The organism is Agrobacterium sp. CCNWLW155 (assembly GCF_036888815.1).
GTDB lineage: Bacteria > Pseudomonadota > Alphaproteobacteria > Rhizobiales > Rhizobiaceae > Agrobacterium > Agrobacterium radiobacter.
Genome location: NZ_JBAKFW010000004.1, coordinates 66,362 through 82,702, shown reverse-complemented (window position 1 = coordinate 82,702; position 16,341 = coordinate 66,362). Strand labels below are relative to the sequence as shown.

Here is a 16,341-nt window from a genome sequence, read left to right as displayed (position 1 = left end):
ATGTTCGGAAGATTGAATCACGTCGCCATCGCGGTGCCCGATCTCGAAGCCGCCATTGCCCGATACAGGGCGCTTGGCGCAGATGTCTCCGAGCCGCAATCCCTGCCTGAACACGGCGTGACGGTGGTTTTCATTCAGGCTGAGAATACCAAGATCGAACTCCTTCACCCCCTCGGAGAAAATTCGCCGATTGCCGCCTTTCTCGAAAGAAATCCGGGCGGCGGGACGCACCATCTCTGTTTTGAGGTGCCGGATATTGACGCGGCTCGTGATGATCTCATCAAGAAGGGCGTTCGAATTCTGGGCGATGGCAAGCCGAAGATCGGCGCGCATGGCAATCCTGTTCTTTTCCTGCACCCGAAGGATATGGGCGGCGTGCTCTATGAGCTTGAGCAGGTTTCTCAGACACACGGCTGAAACATAAATCTCCTAGAGCATTTCCAGGAAAAGTGGACCCCGGTTTTCCGTCCGGAAATGCGGCAAGCACGAGTTGGAGCGTTTTCGCGATTCGAAGAAAAGCGAAAATGCTCTAGGAGGCTGACGTTGTGAAGCGCTGCCCATGGCGGTGCTTTCATTTGCGTTCGTATGGTTCGTTTGTTTTCTTTTGACATTCGTTTTGTTTTCGTTTTTATATAATTGTCTTTCCATAAGGGGTTTGTCCCCTGCATTGTCGCGGAGGCTTCATGTCCGGCGAAAACATTTTTGATCTTTTTGTCATCGGTGGCGGCGTCAATGGCTGCGGCATTGCCCGCGATGCTGTGGGCAGGGGTTATTCCGTGGCGCTTGCGGAAAAGGGCGATTTTGCCTCCGGCACATCTTCGGCGGCCACCAAACTCATTCATGGCGGTTTGCGTTATCTCGAACATTACGAGTTTCGTTTGGTGCGCGAAGCGCTGATGGAACGCGAGATCCTATGGGCCATGGCGCCGCATGTCATCTGGCCCATGCGTTTCGTTCTGCCCATTCAGAAGGGCGGAGTACGCCCGGCCTGGATGGTCCGGCTCGGCCTGTTTCTTTATGACAATCTCGGCGGCCGCAAACTTTTGCCGGCGACCCGTACGCTCGATCTTCGCAAGGACCCGGCGGGCAAACCTCTGAAGCCGGCTTTTGCCAGGGCTTTCGAATATTCCGACGGCTGGGTGGATGATGCCCGTTTCGTGGTTCTCAACGCGCGCGATGCGGCGGATCGCGGCGCGACGATCATGAACCGCACGCGGGTCGTTTCCGCACGGCGCGAAGGCGGGCTGTGGCGCATCGAGACGCTGGACGAAAAAACCGGTCGTTCGGCCACGCATAAAGCGCGCATGCTGGTCAACGCTGCCGGTCCCTGGGTGGACACGGTGCTTTCCGGCGTCTTCGGCCGCAAGGATGTTCACAATGTCCGGCTCGTGCAGGGCAGCCATATTATCGTGCGCAAGAAGTTTTCCGATCCGCGCGCCTATTTCTTCCAGAACCCTGATAACCGCATCATCTTCGCCATTCCCTATGAGCGGGATTTCACGCTGATCGGCACCACGGATCGCGATTACAAGGGCGATCCGGCCAAGGTTCGCATTTCCGAGGAAGAGATTTCCTATCTCTGCAACGCGGCGAGCGACTATTTCAGCGAACCCGTTCGGCCGGAAGACATCGTCTGGACCTATTCCGGCGTGCGGCCGCTCTTTGATGACGGCGCTTCGAAAGCGCAGGAAGCTACACGCGATTACGTGCTGAAGGTTGAAGAGACCGAGGGTGAGGCTCCACTCCTCAATATTTTCGGCGGCAAGCTCACCACCTATCGGCGGTTGGCGGAACACGCGCTGGAAAAGATCGGCGCGGCGATCGGCGAAAAGGGTAAGCCGTGGACGGCGGGCTCGCATCTGCCGGGCGGCGATTTCGGGGTGGAGAGATATGAGGTGCAGGTTCGGGCGCTCGTCTCCCGATATCCTTTCCTTGATGGACGCCATGCCGAGCGGCTTGTCAGAAACTACGGCACGAAGGCTGCAGAACTGTTGGGCAGCGCCACCGACGTGTCCAGCCTCGGCCGGCGTTTCGGCGGCACGCTTTACGAATGCGAAGTGCGCTGGCTGGTGGAGCACGAATGGGCCTTTGCGGCCGAGGATATTCTCTGGCGCCGCACGAAGCAGGGCCTGCGCCTGAGCAAGGACGAGGCCGCCGGTCTCGATGAATTCGTGGCCATGCTGACAGGCGGCAAGGAAAAGACCGAAGCCGTGGCGGAGCGAGCCTGAGCTTCCGCCAGGTTTTAGGTCAATTCCCCGAACTCCTCGGCGGTCTCTCGGGGCCGTCGGCGCTCAAGATGTAGTCGTCGGCAGCGGAAAGGGCGTGTTCCATATGTCCTTCGAACACCAGTTCCGGCTCATGGGGAGCGATTGCGATTTTTGGCATGCCACCGAAACGCACTGCCTGTGACTGTGCAAGTCCATCGCGCAGGCCGCTTTCCAAAAGATCGAAATAACGCGTGCCGGGACCGGTAATGAAAACCGGCATATGGCCGTGCAGGCTGAAGAGGCGTGAAAGACCGTTGCCGAGCGCCAGCCCGGCGGTGCGGAAGGCAAACCGCGCCATGCGGCCCCCGGCGCGGGCCGAAGCGGCGATCTTGTCGACCTCGGCGATCGGTACGAATTTTGCGGGTTCCGCCTGTGGCGGGGCCTCGAAAGCCGAGCGCAGGATGGCGTAAAATCCGGAATAGGCCTCAATGCAGCCCCTGGTGCCGCAACGGCAGAGAGCACCATCGGCTAGATGCAGCATATGACCGAAATTGGGGGCGCTGACTTCGATTGCGCCGCCCGTTGCGCGGGCAATGCCAAGGCCGATGCTGTGGCCGAGCGACAGGGTGACGAGCGCTTCCGGCGCCGGGGTTTCCCTTGCGTGCTCCCGCATCCAAATGGCTTTTGCGGCCAGCAGCGTCTCGTTGTTCAGCGTCACGCGGGTGCGGCCGTCTTGCGAAATAAGCTGCTGGAAATCTATCTTTTCGTTGCCGAGCACCGGCGACCAGACGAGCACTGCCGTTGCCGCATCCACAAGCCCCTTGCTGCTAATCGAGACCTGAAGAATGTCGTGGCGGTTGATGCGCGAGCGGTCCGCAAGTCTCGCAAGGCCCGCCAATATCGAACCTCCGAACGAGCCTTTTTCAGCCGTGATCCTCTGCTCGGTAAAGCGGTCCACCAGCTTTCCGGCATAATCGACCAGCGAATATTGCACGCTGTCCGAGGAGATGATGACGATGGCGACATGGCAGAAGGCACTATCAGGCCCGAAGAGGATACGAGGCCGCCCGCGGCCGGCCGTGGCAAGCTGCTCTTTCCTGAGAATGAGCCCCGCACGTTCGAGTTCCATGGTGATGGCGGAAACGGTTGCGGAGGCAAGCCCGGTGAAAGTCGACATGTCGGTGTGGGAAAGGCTGCCGTGCAGACGCAGTGCCGCCATCACCGACAGGCTGTTTTTCCGGCGCACCAGTTCCGTACTTGCAATGGCGGACATGGGCTGGGGCATGCTCCCTGAACGGCCTTTTTCCTGTCGTGCTGATCCCCTCTGATGGCGCATGCCAGAAGCAAGATCAAGGCACCCGGATGCTGCCCGCAGCCGTTGTTGACAGCATGGGGAATCTCTGACATTAATTTTCTCGACTGTCGAGAAAATTGTGAAACCACAGAGACCGACAGCTTTTTCCGGGCGTTTTTCCTGCATGGAGGTGCAGGCTTCGCCCTTACCGGGAGGACATCATGAATTCTTTTGCCAAGCTTTTGGCGGGTACGGCCGTACTCGTTTCCCTTCATACTGCCGCTATTGCGGCTGATCTCGTCGTTGGCGTTTCCTGGTCGAATTTCCAGGAAGAACGCTGGAAGACGGATGAGGCGGCCATCAAGGCAGCGCTCGACAAGGCCGGCGCGAAATACATCTCCGCCGATGCGCAGTCGTCCGCTGCAAAGCAGCTGACCGACGTGGAATCGCTGATTTCCCAGGGCGCCAACGCGCTGATCATCCTGGCGCAGGACAGCGACGCGATTGGCCCGGCCGTTGAAAAGGCCGTTGCCGAGGGTATTCCGGTCGTTGGTTATGACCGCCTGATCGAAAACAAGAACGCCTTCTACATTACCTTCGACAACAAGGAAGTCGGTCGCCTTCAGGCAGCCGAAGTCTTCAAGGTGAAGCCGGAAGGCAACTATGTCTTCATCAAGGGCTCGTCTTCCGATCCGAACGCGGACTTCCTTTTTGCCGGCCAGCAGGAAGTGCTGAAGGCCGCCATCGACGGGGGCAAGATCAAGAATGTCGGCGAAGCCTATACCGATGGCTGGAAGCCGGAAAATGCCCAGAAGAACATGGAACAGTTTCTGACCAAGAATAACAACAAGGTCGATGCAGTTGTCGCCTCGAATGACGGCACGGCCGGTGGCGCAATCGCCGCTCTCGCCGCGCAGGGCATGGCGGGTTCGGTGCCCGTTTCCGGCCAGGATGCCGATTTCGCCGCGCTTAACCGCGTCGCACTCGGCACGCAGACGGTTTCCGTCTGGAAAGACAGCCGCGAACTCGGCAAGGAAGCGGCCGGTATTGCGCTCGCGCTTGCTGGCGGCAAGAAGATGACGGAAATCAAGGGCGTCACCGCCTTTGACGGCGGCCCGAAGAAGGTCACGATGCAGTCGGTCTTCCTCAAGCCGATCGCCATCACCAAGGACAATCTGAACGTCGTGATCGATGCCGGCTGGATCAAGAAGGAAACGGCCTGCCAGGGTGTGAAGGCCGGATCCGTCAAGGCCTGCAACTGATCGACTATGTCCCGGTTCGGGCGCTGCGCCATGGTTCATGGCGCAGCGCCTTTTAAGATGTGAGGAGCACCGGCAGTTCATGGCCGATATGACCCAATCCAATTCCCCAGCGTCCGCCAAGACGGAAAAGACAGGCTCCATCGCGCGCTTCATCAGCGCAACGGAGCTTGATACCCGCCTGCTCGGCATGGTCGGCGCGCTTCTTCTGATCTGGATCGGATTTCATATCCTGTCCGGCGGCCTGTTCCTGACGCCGCGAAACCTCTGGAACCTTTCCGTGCAGACCGCGTCCGTGGCTGTCATGGCGACCGGTATGGTGCTCGTCATCGTCACCCGCAACATCGACCTGTCGGTCGGATCGATCCTTGGCTTTTCCGGCATGATCATGGGTGTCATGCAGGCGGAAATCCTGCCGCAGCTTCTCGGCTTCGAACATTGGGCGACATGGATCGTCACGCTTCTGGTCGGCATTCTTGTCGGCGGCGCCATCGGCATGCTGCAGGGCTCGATCATCGCCTTCCTCAACGTGCCGTCCTTCATCGTCACGCTCGGCGGTCTGCTGGTCTGGCGCGGCGGCACCTGGTTCGTCACCAGCGGCCGCACCGTGGCGCCGATGGATTCCACCTTCCGCCTGATGGGCGGCGGCACCAGCGGCTCGATCGGCGCGACATGGAGCTGGATCGCTGCCATTGTCGCCTGTGTCGCCATCGTCGCGGCAATCCTCAATTCCCGTCATCAGCGCCGCCGTTTCGGCTTTCCGCTGCGGCCGGTTTGGGCGGAGTATTTTCTGGTGGCGCTCGGCTGCTTTGTCGTCATCGGTTTCGTGGCTGTCGTCAACAGCTACCCCTGGCCGATCAACATCGCCCGCAATTATGCCGATGCCAATGGCATCACCTGGCCGGATGGCGGCCTGTTCATTCCGCACGGCATTGCCGTTCCGGTGCTGATGGCGCTCGCCGTTGGTGCAGTGATGACCTTCATCGCCACGCGGCTGCGCTTCGGACGTTATGTCTTCGCCATCGGCGGCAACCCGGAAGCGGCCGAACTCGCCGGCATCAAGACCCGCTGGGTCACGGTGAAGATATTCACGCTGATGGGCGTTCTCTGCGCCATCGCGGCGGCAATCTCCACTGCCCGCCTCAACGCGGCAACCAACGCCCAGGGTGAACTGGACGAACTTTATACGATCGCGGCGGCGGTCATCGGCGGCACCTCGCTTGCCGGCGGTGTCGGAACCATAGCGGGCGCGATGCTCGGCGCGCTCGTCATGCAGTCGCTGCAATCCGGCATGGTGCTGGTGGGCATCGATACGCCCTTCCAGCGCATCGTCGTCGGTGTGGTTCTGGTCGTCGCCGTCTGGCTCGACACCATCTACCGCGCCCGCGCCAAGTAAGAACCGAGGAGAATCCCAATGACGGAACAAGTCACGCCCCTCGTGGAAATGCGCAATATTTCCATTTCCTTCGGCGGTATCCATGCGGTGGAAAACGCCTCTGTCGACCTTTTCCCCGGTGAGGTGGTGGCCCTTCTCGGCCACAACGGCGCGGGCAAATCGACGCTCATCAAGATATTGTCCGGCGCCTACCGGCGCGATGGCGGCGATATCCTCATCAATGGCGAGGATGCGGATATCCGCAATCCCCGCGACGCCAAGAAATACGGCATTGAAACCATCTACCAGACGCTGGCGGTGGCGGATAATGTCGATGCGGCGGCCAATCTCTATCTCGGCCGCGAGCTGAAAACGAAATGGGGCACGTTGGATGATGTCGCCATGGAGGCCTCGGCCCGGGAGGTCATGGGGCGTCTCAACCCCAATTTCCGGCGTTTCAAGGAGCCGGTGAAGGCATTGTCGGGCGGCCAGCGGCAGTCCGTCGCCATCGCCCGCGCCATTCTTTTCGACGCCCGCATCCTCATCATGGACGAACCGACGGCGGCGCTCGGGCCGCAGGAAACCGCGCAGGTCGGTGATCTCGTCAAGGAGCTGAAACGGCAGGGCATCGGCATCTTCCTCATCAGCCACGATATCCATGACGTCTTCGACCTGGCGGACCGGGTATTCGTGATGAAGAACGGCAAGGTGGTCGGCCATGCCCGCACGGAAGATGTGACGAAGGACGAGGTTCTCGGCATGATCATTCTGGGCAAAGTGCCGTCAGGTGCTGTGGCAGGTCCGGGCGCGGTCGTGTCCTGACACCTGTCTTCGAATGAAATAAAGATATAAAGATTTCTTTATGTCTATTGACATTGTGATACCCGTAGTGAGAAATGCGGGTGTCATGGTTCTCCGGGCCTGATTATTTCAATCCCGGAGCTAAGAGGGAATCCGGTGCGCCGACGATCTGCAAGACCGGAGCTGCCCCCGCAACTGTAAGCGGCGAGCCTTTGTCCAAGACGTCACTGGGGTGAACTCCGGGAAGACGGACAAAGGCGACGACCCGTAAGCCAGGAGACCTGCCAGGACAAAATAACGTCCACGGGCGGGGTGTCCCGGTGGTTGCTGCAATGGTTCGGCAAAGGCCGGGCCTGCGCGCGTCCGCTTTACCCATGCCCCCACAACCATCTGGGGTATGACAATGTCAAACAAGACCATTCCAGTCGCATCGCTCGGTTTCCCGAGGATCGGCCGTCATCGCGAATTAAAGTTCGCGCTTGAAGGCTTCTGGTCCGGAAAGATTTCCGAAACGGAACTTCTCGAAACCGCCGCCAGGCTGCGCGCCGAAAACTGGGTGCTTCAGCAGGAGAAGGGGATTAGCCACATCCCCTCCAATGATTTTTCCCTCTACGATCATGTGCTCGATACGGCCGTGATGGTAGGCGCCATTCCATCCCTCTATGGAAGGGCGGGTGGAGATGTTTCCCTCTCGACCTATTTCGCCATGGCGCGCGGCAGCCAGAGCGACGGGCATGCAGGCTGCGGCCATGCGCATGAAGGACATTCGCATCATGGTCATGGCGTTCCGGCGCTGGAAATGACCAAATGGTTCGACACCAACTATCATTACATGGTGCCGGAGGTTTCAGAGGATCAGCATTTCGAACTCACCTCGCAAAAGCCGGTTGACCACTTCCTTGAGGCGAAGGCGCTCGGCATCCATACGCGTCCGGTCATTCTTGGTCCGGTCACGCTCCTGAAGCTCGCCAAGGCGCGCGAGGCAGCCTTCAAGCCGCTTGATCTGCTGGCGCGGTTGCTGCCCGTTTATGAAGAGCTGCTGCGCCGCCTGCATGCGGCCGGTGCGGACTGGGTGCAGATCGACGAGCCGGTCGCCGTGCTGGACCTTTCCGAGGGGGAGCGCCATGCGCTGGCTGTGACCTACCAGGCTTTGTCGAAGGCCGTGCCGGATTTGAAGATCCTGCTCGCCACCTATTTCGGTGGGCTTGAGGACAATCTCGAAGCCATCGCGGCGCTGCCGGTCGCCGGCCTTCATGTCGATCTGATGCGGGCACCCGCTGCGTTGGAGGCGGTGTTGAAGGCGCTGCCGGAAAATCGCGTTCTGTCGCTGGGCGTCATCGATGGCCGCAACATCTGGCGTGCTGATCTCGCCGCAATCGTCACCCGATTGGAACCCATCATCGCGTCACGCGGTGCGGCGGCGTTTCAGATTGCGCCGTCCTGCTCGCTGCTGCATGTTCCGGTTGATCTCGAACTGGAAACCGGTCTCGATGCTGATCTGAAAAGCTGGCTTTCCTTCGCCACCCAGAAGCTCGACGAGCTTGCCACGCTTGGCAAGGCTCTCGGTGAGGACAAGGCCGCTGTAACCCCGGAACTGGAGGCTGCCTCGAAGGCGGTCGCCGCACGCGCATCCTCGCCGAAAGTAACGGACGCCGCCGTGCAAAAGCGTATCGCGACGATTGGCGAGGCCGACAGGAAGCGGGTAAGCCCCTTTGCCGAGCGGCAGAAGCTGCAGTCGCAGGCCATTACGCTTCCGCTTTTCCCGACGACCACCATCGGTTCCTTCCCGCAGACGCCGGAGGTGCGCAAGGCCCGATCAGCGCATTCGAAGGGTGCCCTGACCGATGCGCAATATGAAAGCTTCCTGCAGAAGGAAACCGAAGCGACGATTCGCTGGCAGGAGGAAATTGGCCTCGACGTTCTCGTGCATGGCGAGTTCGAGCGCAATGACATGGTGCAATATTTCGGCGAACAGCTTTCCGGTTTCGCCTTCACCCAGCATGCGTGGGTGCAGAGCTACGGCTCGCGTTACGTGCGTCCGCCCATCATCTTCGGTGATGTGTCGCGGCCGAAACCGATGACGGTCCGCTGGTGGGAATATTCCCAGTCGCTCACCGACAAGCCCGTCAAGGGCATGCTGACCGGACCGGTGACGATCCTTAACTGGTCCTTTGTCCGTGATGATATCGCCAGAAGCCTGACATGCCGGCAGATCGCGCTCGCCATCCGCGATGAGGTCAACGATCTCGAGGCAGCCGGTGCACAAATGATCCAGATCGATGAGGCGGCTCTGCGTGAGGGCCTGCCGCTTCGGCACCGGGACTGGCAGGATTATCTCGGCTGGGCGGTGGAATGCTTCCGCATTTGCTCCAGCGGCGTGGACGACCGCACACAGGTGCACACCCATATGTGCTATTCCGAATTCAACCAGATTATCGATGCCATTGCGGCGATGGATGCCGACGTGATCTCCATCGAGACCTCGCGGTCAAAGATGGAGTTGCTGGATGCGTTTCGGACTTACAAATATCCGAACCAGATCGGTCCCGGCGTCTACGACATCCACTCGCCGCGTGTGCCTGATGTCGGAGAAATGGTCGATCTTCTGGCGCTGGCGCGGGAGCGGCTTGACGACCGGCAGCTCTGGATCAACCCGGATTGCGGCCTGAAGACCCGCAAGTGGGAAGAGGTCAGGCCGGCACTCGTCAACATGGTTGCCGCTGCCATCGAGCTTCGCCGCGCGGTGCCCTGATAATGAAGTGAGGCCCGGAAAAACCGGGCCTCACTCATGGCTTGCGCCAATAAAATGTGGAGGAAGATATGCAAATGACTCTCCGGCTGGATGGAGCCAGCCGGACAGGCAAGAACGTTCCCAAGCTTTCACGACTGGAGGCCGGCGCGGAAACGCTCACTCCTGCGGGTTCATGCCGTTACGAAAGCGTTCAATGCAGGTCGGCCTGTGCCAGGGCGCTGACATTGATTTCTGTGCTTACCGACGGCAGACCCTGCTGATTGATGTCCTGGGCCAGCGACAGCAATGCCATTTCCAGAAAATAGGTCGACATGCCCAGTTCCAGAGCCTTCGAGCGCTGGCAAAGATAGGAAACCATCCGCCCGAGCGCCAGAATCTCGTCTGCATTGTCCTGTTCAAGTATAGCTGTGGTAGACGCCACCATGATTCCCTCTCGACAGTCGACAGTATGAAAACGCTTTGATGTTGCGTTGTTCATTTTCGACCATATCGAGCGTCACGCGAGCGTCACACCTGCGTCAATTGTCGTTTTTGTCTGCCGGGGCGCTGGCATTTTCCGCCGCTTCAGTCGCCGCGAGCGATGTCACGAGGGCGACGATGCTTCTGCGCACGGCGGCGCTCTTGATGCGCGAAAAGGCCTGGTTGAGCGAAAAGCCTTCGTTCGAAGCCACGAAGGTCTGCATGGCATTGATCGTGCCGAGGGCCGGATTGGCCGGGTCGCCATCGGGCGTGGCATTGGCGAACAGGGAGCTGACATCCACGCCGAGGATCGACGCAATGGCCTGCAGACGGGACGCGCCGACGCGGTTGGCGCCCTTCTCATATTTCTGGACCTGCTGGAAGGTGATGCCCAATCGCCCGGCCAGCGCACTCTGACTCATGCCAAGCGACTTGCGGCGCATTCTGATCTGTGCGCCGACATGGACGTCGATCGGGCTGGGTAGTTTGGCCTGCATTACAAATTCCTCCGGTTGAGGTTCTTAAATCCGATGATTATCAATTAATATTGTTGAAGGTATACATTCAACACAATTTCCACGGGTATTATGAAGCTTTATTGACAAAATAGCACGGTTTTTTGTTCATAATCGCGTGTCCGGGCCGCGATTTATTATTTTTGTCGCGCAACGCAACGCACCGTTGCGGCTTGAAAGATGGCTCCATCCGGCCACACCGATGGCCTGAAAGCCGAATCTGTCCCAAATTTTCCGATTCATCGCGTCGAATTCCTCAAGCGCTTCCCTATCGCCGAAATGCGGAATCCAGACGAATGGCCGTTTCTGACCGGAACGTGTGACATTTTCAAGAAGAACGTTGTTGTAAAGCCTGGGCAGGCATTTGTTGGTATCGATGGCCGGTGAAACCGGGATGGGATTTCGTTCAATCGCAAAGCCTTGCCGCACAAGCGAAAGGGCCGAGGCGTCCAGCTTTCGTTTCAGATCGGTTGCGGCGCGGGCATTGCATCCGCCATGCGCGACGGGATCGGCAACGAGCAATAACGGCCGGCCCCCGCTTCTCAGACCGGTGACGGAAACGAACTGATCAACGTGGAAGCCGCATTGGTGCATTCTTTCGCCGGCAATCTCCGCTCCGCAAATTGGAGTCGCGGAAGGAGTCAGAGATGCCGGGATATTGCCGAGATCTCTCGGCCGATATCCGAAACTGAACACGCTTCGGCCGTCGAGAGCCTCAACCTTTCGCCATCGTTGCGACGGGATGGCCGCATTTCTTCCGATCCCACTGTCATCCTGCAGGCTAGAATGGCCCACCAGCCGAAAATCCGGGCCGACGAGCTGATTGCCCCCCGCCAAGGCGACATCGGAATACCTAGTTGCCGCTCCCAGATGCTCGGCCAGACTGACCCCGACGGCCTTTTCCGCCGCCAAAACAAACTCCGCACTGGCATATCCGTCGCGATCATTTCTCCGCACATGGAGCATATCCTGCAGCCATGGATGCGAAACGCTGTCGTTTCCGGCAAGGGGTATCAACTCGGTGGGGCAGTGGGTTGGCAGGCCGTCGAGCCAGCTTTGTGCCGGCGCAACACAGGCGCGATCGACCACGATAGCGGCAGCGATATCCGCAGGCAGGGCCGAAAGCAGGTTTCCGATGGGAATGAGCGGAGAAACGGTGTCAGCGGGTCCGTTGTCCGCAAAAAAGGCGGCAGGCAATGCGAACGCGATCGTGCGGATCAGCCCACCGCAATCGGGCACCAAAGGCAGTGCCGTGGACTGGACGGCGTTCAAGACGTCTTGTCCCCTGCCGTCTGCCGTGCGGTCAATTGCTGGAAAAACATCGTGTTCTGCAGTTTCCATGATGGCGGCGGGAATGGCAGCGTCTCGCCCGAGAGCACCGCCAGAAGCCTCGTCGCATCGTTTCTCTTGACGGAAACCGCATTGGCCGCGAGCAAATCTGCCGTCACAGAGCCGAGGCCGGCTTCGGCAGCGATGGAGCGCCATGTCCTGCGGGTAAAATGCAGGTTGCTGGCGGCACGCGCGAGCGCGCCATATTGCTCCGGGGTGAGCGTGTCGCGGCAGGTCGCAAGCGTCGCTTCGGCGTCGACCAGCGCGACTGTCAGCGGGCGGTAGGCGAGTTCGCCGGGTGCATGGCTCACTGCCACATCGGCATCGGAAAAACGTTGCCCGTCCCGATAGGCTTCGAAAATCTCACCGATGCCGATCATGCCGAAGGAAGCGCATTCCGCCGCCCGGAGCGCACCCATGCTGGCGGCGCCGAAAACGCTGACGCCGCTGGACAGCGCATAGAGGATTTCCTTGTGCCAGACGGCGGCGCAATCGCCGTAAAGCCCGTCGATCAGCCCGATTGCCCCGATGCCTTGCCGGACCGCATCGAAAATATCGCCGCAAGCTGCCGGACCGCGAATATCGAGGCCGGACATATGTTCGCTGGCGATGCCATGGATGGACGGGCCTGCAAAAACCACCGGCTTCATCCGAGGCCTCCGACAGTCAGCAAGTGATCGAGGGTGCGCTGCGAGATGTGCTGGAGCCCGCCGCCGGCCGGGGCAAGGCCACTTGCCAGAACCCGCACCACATGCAGGCCGGCTACGTCCGTTTCCAAAGGAAAGACATAGATATCCTCGATGCCGCCGGCGAAAAGGTGCGTCGCAAGCTGGCGCCATGGCGGCGAAGATGCGGCGCCATGGGCAAAATCGAGATTGACCGGCACCCTTTCCACCGGCGGTGCGCCGGAGGCCGAAGGCCCGGCCGCAACCATATCCCGCTGGTAGCGGAGAGGGGAAAGATCGTCTCTCGCGCCGCTGATATCGGTCAATCGCGACTGGATCGCCTCCAGCAGCGCAGCAATCGCAGCGCCATGCATATCAAGCCGGCAGGCCGCGCCCGCGGCGTTGCGGGTGGTCGGCCCGTCCTTAGCCTGAAGAGAGCGGGGCAGGCTCGCCATCACCACCGGCACGCCAAGCCCATTCGTCATGTCGAAAAAGGACGGCGGCAGGCCGATATCCGACAGGCGTCGAACAAGGTCGTCGAGGGAAGGATCGACGCCCGCCGGAATGAGGATCGGTTGAGGTGCGATGGCGCGTGTTTCGAAAGTGTCGACGAGGAAGCAGGCGTCATTTTCAATGAGTTCGAGCAGGGCATGAAGAACCGCATGGTCATGGTCGAATCCGGCCGCGAGCCCTTGGGAACTCATGCGGAAGGCCTGCCGGTCCCATGGGAAATCCACGCGGAAATCCATGCCGACGAGTTCATAAGGGGCTAAAACCTCCCGCTGGTGGCGAATGGATGTTCCCTTCACCCAGGCGCGTTCTTTTTGCGGATCAAGAGTGTCCGGATCGACCCGGCCAACGGTTTCGAAAGGAACCAGGGGAACGCCTTTGTCCCGCATCTCCTGAATGGAGCCGAAAATGGCGATATGTTTGCGGGTGTCTTCGGCAACCGCGCCTTCGATTGCCTCCATGATCGCCGATAGCCGGGCCTGTTCCGCGACAAGCCCCTTGCCCTGCGATACCGACAGCCCGCGTGAATTGGGCCGGGTCGCGAACCAGACGGGAATGCCGATGATGTCGAGGCCGGTCACATCGCCGACACGGGTAATCCCGAACCGCCGAAGCAGTCCGGGATCGAAGAACGAGGCGTCGGCATGCCTTGAAGCCGCTGTCGCTGACATGGGAGCACCGGCGCCGGTCAAGGCTGCGCGACCGCGATCAGGGTGCCGTGTTGCCGTCGTCGGCAAGGATGGCGTCGAACAGCTCGCCGGTGACGGAGCCGGCCGGGCCGACAGCCTTCAGGGCGGCTTCGATCGGCGCCTGTACCATGCGGTTGAAATCCCAGCCGGCGTCGCTCACTTCGCCGATAAAGGCGAAATCGGCTTCGGAAACCACGGCGCCACCGGCGACGAGGGCTTCGATGCCCTGAATCTGAACCTGGTCCAGTTCCGCTTCAGGCTGGCCGTTCTGACGAACGAGCATGGACTTTGCGGCGGCTGCCACGCGGGCATAACCATCCACGCCGGGATGGTTGGCTTCATAGGCGGCAATCGTCTCATGCGACACGGACGCAACCCGCAGCGGCGCCGTGCGAATGAAGAGAACGCCGAAACCCTTTTTTCCGACAATGAAGAAATGCGAGGACATAATATCTCCTATTTGATCCCAGCTAATCGAAGTGCGTGATAGAATTTTTCATTCGCTACCGGGTCCCGGTCTGGAGACAGGCTGCTGATCTCCCTCGCCGTCATACCCGGATAGTTTTCCTTAAGCCTGCTGCCGGTTTCGCGGGCGGCGACCAAATCGCCATGCAAAGCGTGGCTTGCGGTCAGAACGCGCAGCGCCGGCTCGTCATTTTCCATCCGCCCGCACAGTTCCACCGCCGTGCCGTAATCCTCGCGCTTGAACGCGATGCTGGCGCCGGCCCACCAGTAGATGTCGGGCGCAAGCGGATTGAGGTCGATGGCCTGCTGAAACTTCTCCCAGGCGATTTCCGCATCGCCGAAATGGGCGAGCGCATCGGCATGCTGAAGCAGGAGGTCGGCGGAGTTGGGCGCCAGCGCCTCCGCCTCGAAGAATTTTTCGGCGGAGATGTCGAAATCCCGCTGGTAGAGCGCCACCACCGCGCACATCCAGTGGCCGACGCCAAGAGCGGGGTCGATCTCGATGGAGGAATCCGCTTCCGCCTTGGCGCGATGCAGGAGATGGGGATCATTGCCGCCAAGCATCAGCCATTCCAGCTGCAGGCTCTGCGCCACGCGGGCGCGGGCAACCGCCAGGCTATGGTCGAGATCGACCGCCTTGCGGAACATCGAGCGGGCTCTTCGAAGAAGCGGCAGGTCGCATTTGCCGCGCAGAAGCTGCTGACCCTCCAGCAATTGCCGATAGGCCTCGCCGCTATGGTTGCGGTCGGGCTCCACCTGAAGCCGCTCGATTTCGCGGGCAAGTGCTGCGGCCACCTGTTTGGACAGCAGCCGGAAGGCGGCGTGGATATGCCGCTCGGTCAGGACTGCCTCCAGCGACCAGACGATTTCACCGCTTGCATCCTCGATCAAGGCAACCGACATGCGGGTTTCGTCGAACACGGTCGAAATGATGCGGTAATCCGCCCGCAGCATGGCGTAGCTGTCATCGGCCCGCTGATGCGCCAGTGCAAAGGTGCTGTGCGGCGAAAGGACGGTGAAGGTCCGGTATCGGACAAGGCTGTTGGCGACATCCTCGACGAAGGCCTGCATGACCGGCGAGACCGGTTGCCCGTCAACCCTTGCCGGACGAACGAATGCGACGCGGGGTTTAGCCAGGGATTTTCGGCGGTTGCCCTCTTCCGGCTCGGCGGCGACCGTTATCGTGGCGGTCAGACTTTGTATTCTCCGCCGCAGCGCCACGGTTTCCGCTTCCGGGGAACGACCTTCCTGGCGGAGCTGTTCCATCAGAAGCTGGTGCATGCCCTCGCAGGCGCTGATGTTTCCGATCCGCGCATAGGCCGCCATGGCGGCGCGGTAGGTTTCTTCGCGCTCCGGCTCGATCTTGCAGGCGCATTCGGCAAGCCTGGCGATATCGTTCGAACTGGCGCGACCAAAACGCGTCAATTCTTCCAGAAGCTGGGTGTAGCTGGAAAAGAACAGGTCCCTGAGACGACGGCGCTCGGAAAGCAGCCAGAGATAAAGATGATCCTGTCCGGCCTCCAACCCCTCCAGCAACTCGCCGCCGAATTCAAGCAGCGCATTGAGCCGCCGCATCGGGTCTTCGGCCCTTGCGCCGGCAAGGAAGATGGCAAGGTCGGTTCGCTGCGCCAGCTTGCCGGCCTTCAGATCGTTTCCTTCGGTCAGAAGGATCGCCTCATCCTCGTTGGGAAGCTTCTGCAGGCGCAGGATCAGCTGCCGCAGGTTGCCGAGAGCCCTTTTCTGCTCGACATTTTCCCACAGCAGCGATGCGGCGTGCTGGCGGGAAAGGGACTGGTTCGGCGCAAGGATGAGGGCGGCGGTGAGGGCGAAACCCTTGGACGGAAAAAATGCCTCCCGCACCGCATCACAGCGCGGGGTGCCAAAAAGCCGGATCGGTATCAGTTCAGCGTTCCCAGCCACTTTCGTCCCCTCATGAATCATCATCTAACAACGTGCCCGGGAAATTGAAAGTCATCATAGCGTTCCATTTGACGCTGGTGTGACGCGGCCTGCCTATTGTC

14 protein-coding genes and 1 riboswitch are annotated in these 16,341 nt (G+C 60.3%); of the genes, 6 read left to right on the top strand and 8 right to left on the bottom strand.

Annotation, left to right across the window (positions count from 1 at the left end):
* Entirely contained in the window at window positions 1-417 is a 417-nt protein-coding gene (gene mce / locus V6S97_RS14880) for a methylmalonyl-CoA epimerase (RefSeq protein ID WP_003509577.1), read from the top strand.
* 266 nt (window positions 418-683) lie between these two features.
* Complete coding sequence (locus V6S97_RS14875; protein ID WP_111793810.1) at window positions 684-2,228, top strand: glycerol-3-phosphate dehydrogenase; 1,545 nt, start codon at window positions 684-686, stop codon at window positions 2,226-2,228.
* Between the two features lie 19 nt (window positions 2,229-2,247).
* On the opposite strand, the gene V6S97_RS14870 is transcribed toward V6S97_RS14875, so the two are convergent.
* Entirely contained in the window at window positions 2,248-3,480 is a 1,233-nt protein-coding gene (locus V6S97_RS14870) for an ROK family transcriptional regulator (protein ID WP_334427283.1), read from the bottom strand.
* Window positions 3,481-3,722: 242 nt separating this feature from the next.
* Between V6S97_RS14870 and xylF the strand changes: the two genes are divergently transcribed.
* The 4 genes from xylF to metE all read left to right on the top strand — a co-directional run bounded on the left by xylF (window position 3,723) and on the right by metE (window position 9,688).
* Window positions 3,723-4,763, top strand: coding sequence for a D-xylose ABC transporter substrate-binding protein (gene xylF, locus V6S97_RS14865; protein ID WP_003509574.1), 1,041 nt, complete (start codon window positions 3,723-3,725; stop codon window positions 4,761-4,763).
* Between the two features lie 79 nt (window positions 4,764-4,842).
* Window positions 4,843-6,156: a sugar ABC transporter permease gene (locus tag V6S97_RS14860; RefSeq protein WP_003509573.1), complete on the top strand. Its 1,314-nt coding sequence runs from the start codon at window positions 4,843-4,845 to the stop codon at window positions 6,154-6,156.
* A gap of 18 nt (window positions 6,157-6,174) precedes the next feature.
* Complete coding sequence (locus tag V6S97_RS14855; protein WP_003509572.1) at window positions 6,175-6,957, top strand: ATP-binding cassette domain-containing protein; 783 nt, start codon at window positions 6,175-6,177, stop codon at window positions 6,955-6,957.
* A gap of 69 nt (window positions 6,958-7,026) precedes the next feature.
* A riboswitch (cobalamin riboswitch) is annotated at window positions 7,027-7,239 on the top strand.
* A gap of 100 nt (window positions 7,240-7,339) precedes the next feature.
* Window positions 7,340-9,688: a 5-methyltetrahydropteroyltriglutamate--homocysteine S-methyltransferase gene (metE, locus tag V6S97_RS14850; protein WP_003509571.1), complete on the top strand. Its 2,349-nt coding sequence runs from the start codon at window positions 7,340-7,342 to the stop codon at window positions 9,686-9,688.
* Window positions 9,689-9,878: 190 nt separating this feature from the next.
* Here the strand turns inward: metE and V6S97_RS14845 are convergent, their stop codons facing one another.
* The 7 genes from V6S97_RS14845 to V6S97_RS14815 form a co-directional block, all read right to left on the bottom strand.
* Window positions 9,879-10,112: a hypothetical protein gene (locus tag V6S97_RS14845; RefSeq protein ID WP_003509570.1), complete on the bottom strand. Its 234-nt coding sequence runs from the start codon at window positions 10,110-10,112 to the stop codon at window positions 9,879-9,881.
* A gap of 94 nt (window positions 10,113-10,206) precedes the next feature.
* A complete protein-coding gene (locus tag V6S97_RS14840; protein ID WP_003509569.1) occupies window positions 10,207-10,644 on the bottom strand; it encodes a helix-turn-helix domain-containing protein in 438 nt (145 codons plus the stop codon).
* Between the two features lie 126 nt (window positions 10,645-10,770).
* Window positions 10,771-11,934: a hypothetical protein gene (locus V6S97_RS14835; RefSeq protein ID WP_003509568.1), complete on the bottom strand. Its 1,164-nt coding sequence runs from the start codon at window positions 11,932-11,934 to the stop codon at window positions 10,771-10,773.
* A complete protein-coding gene (locus V6S97_RS14830) occupies window positions 11,931-12,641 on the bottom strand; it encodes a TfuA-like protein (RefSeq protein WP_003509567.1) in 711 nt (236 codons plus the stop codon). The genes V6S97_RS14835 and V6S97_RS14830 overlap by 4 nt, the downstream gene beginning before the upstream one ends.
* The gene (locus tag V6S97_RS14825) at window positions 12,638-13,837 is read right to left on the bottom strand and encodes a YcaO-like family protein (protein WP_334427276.1); all 1,200 of its coding nucleotides are present in this window, start codon (window positions 13,835-13,837) and stop codon (window positions 12,638-12,640) included. Before V6S97_RS14825 ends, V6S97_RS14830 begins: the two co-directional genes overlap by 4 nt.
* Before the next feature lie 37 nt (window positions 13,838-13,874).
* A complete protein-coding gene (locus tag V6S97_RS14820) occupies window positions 13,875-14,303 on the bottom strand; it encodes a hypothetical protein (RefSeq protein WP_003509564.1) in 429 nt (142 codons plus the stop codon).
* An 8-nt stretch (window positions 14,304-14,311) separates the two neighbouring features.
* A complete protein-coding gene (locus V6S97_RS14815) occupies window positions 14,312-16,264 on the bottom strand; it encodes a BTAD domain-containing putative transcriptional regulator (RefSeq protein WP_162691914.1) in 1,953 nt (650 codons plus the stop codon).
* Between the last annotated feature and the right edge of the window lie 77 nt (window positions 16,265-16,341).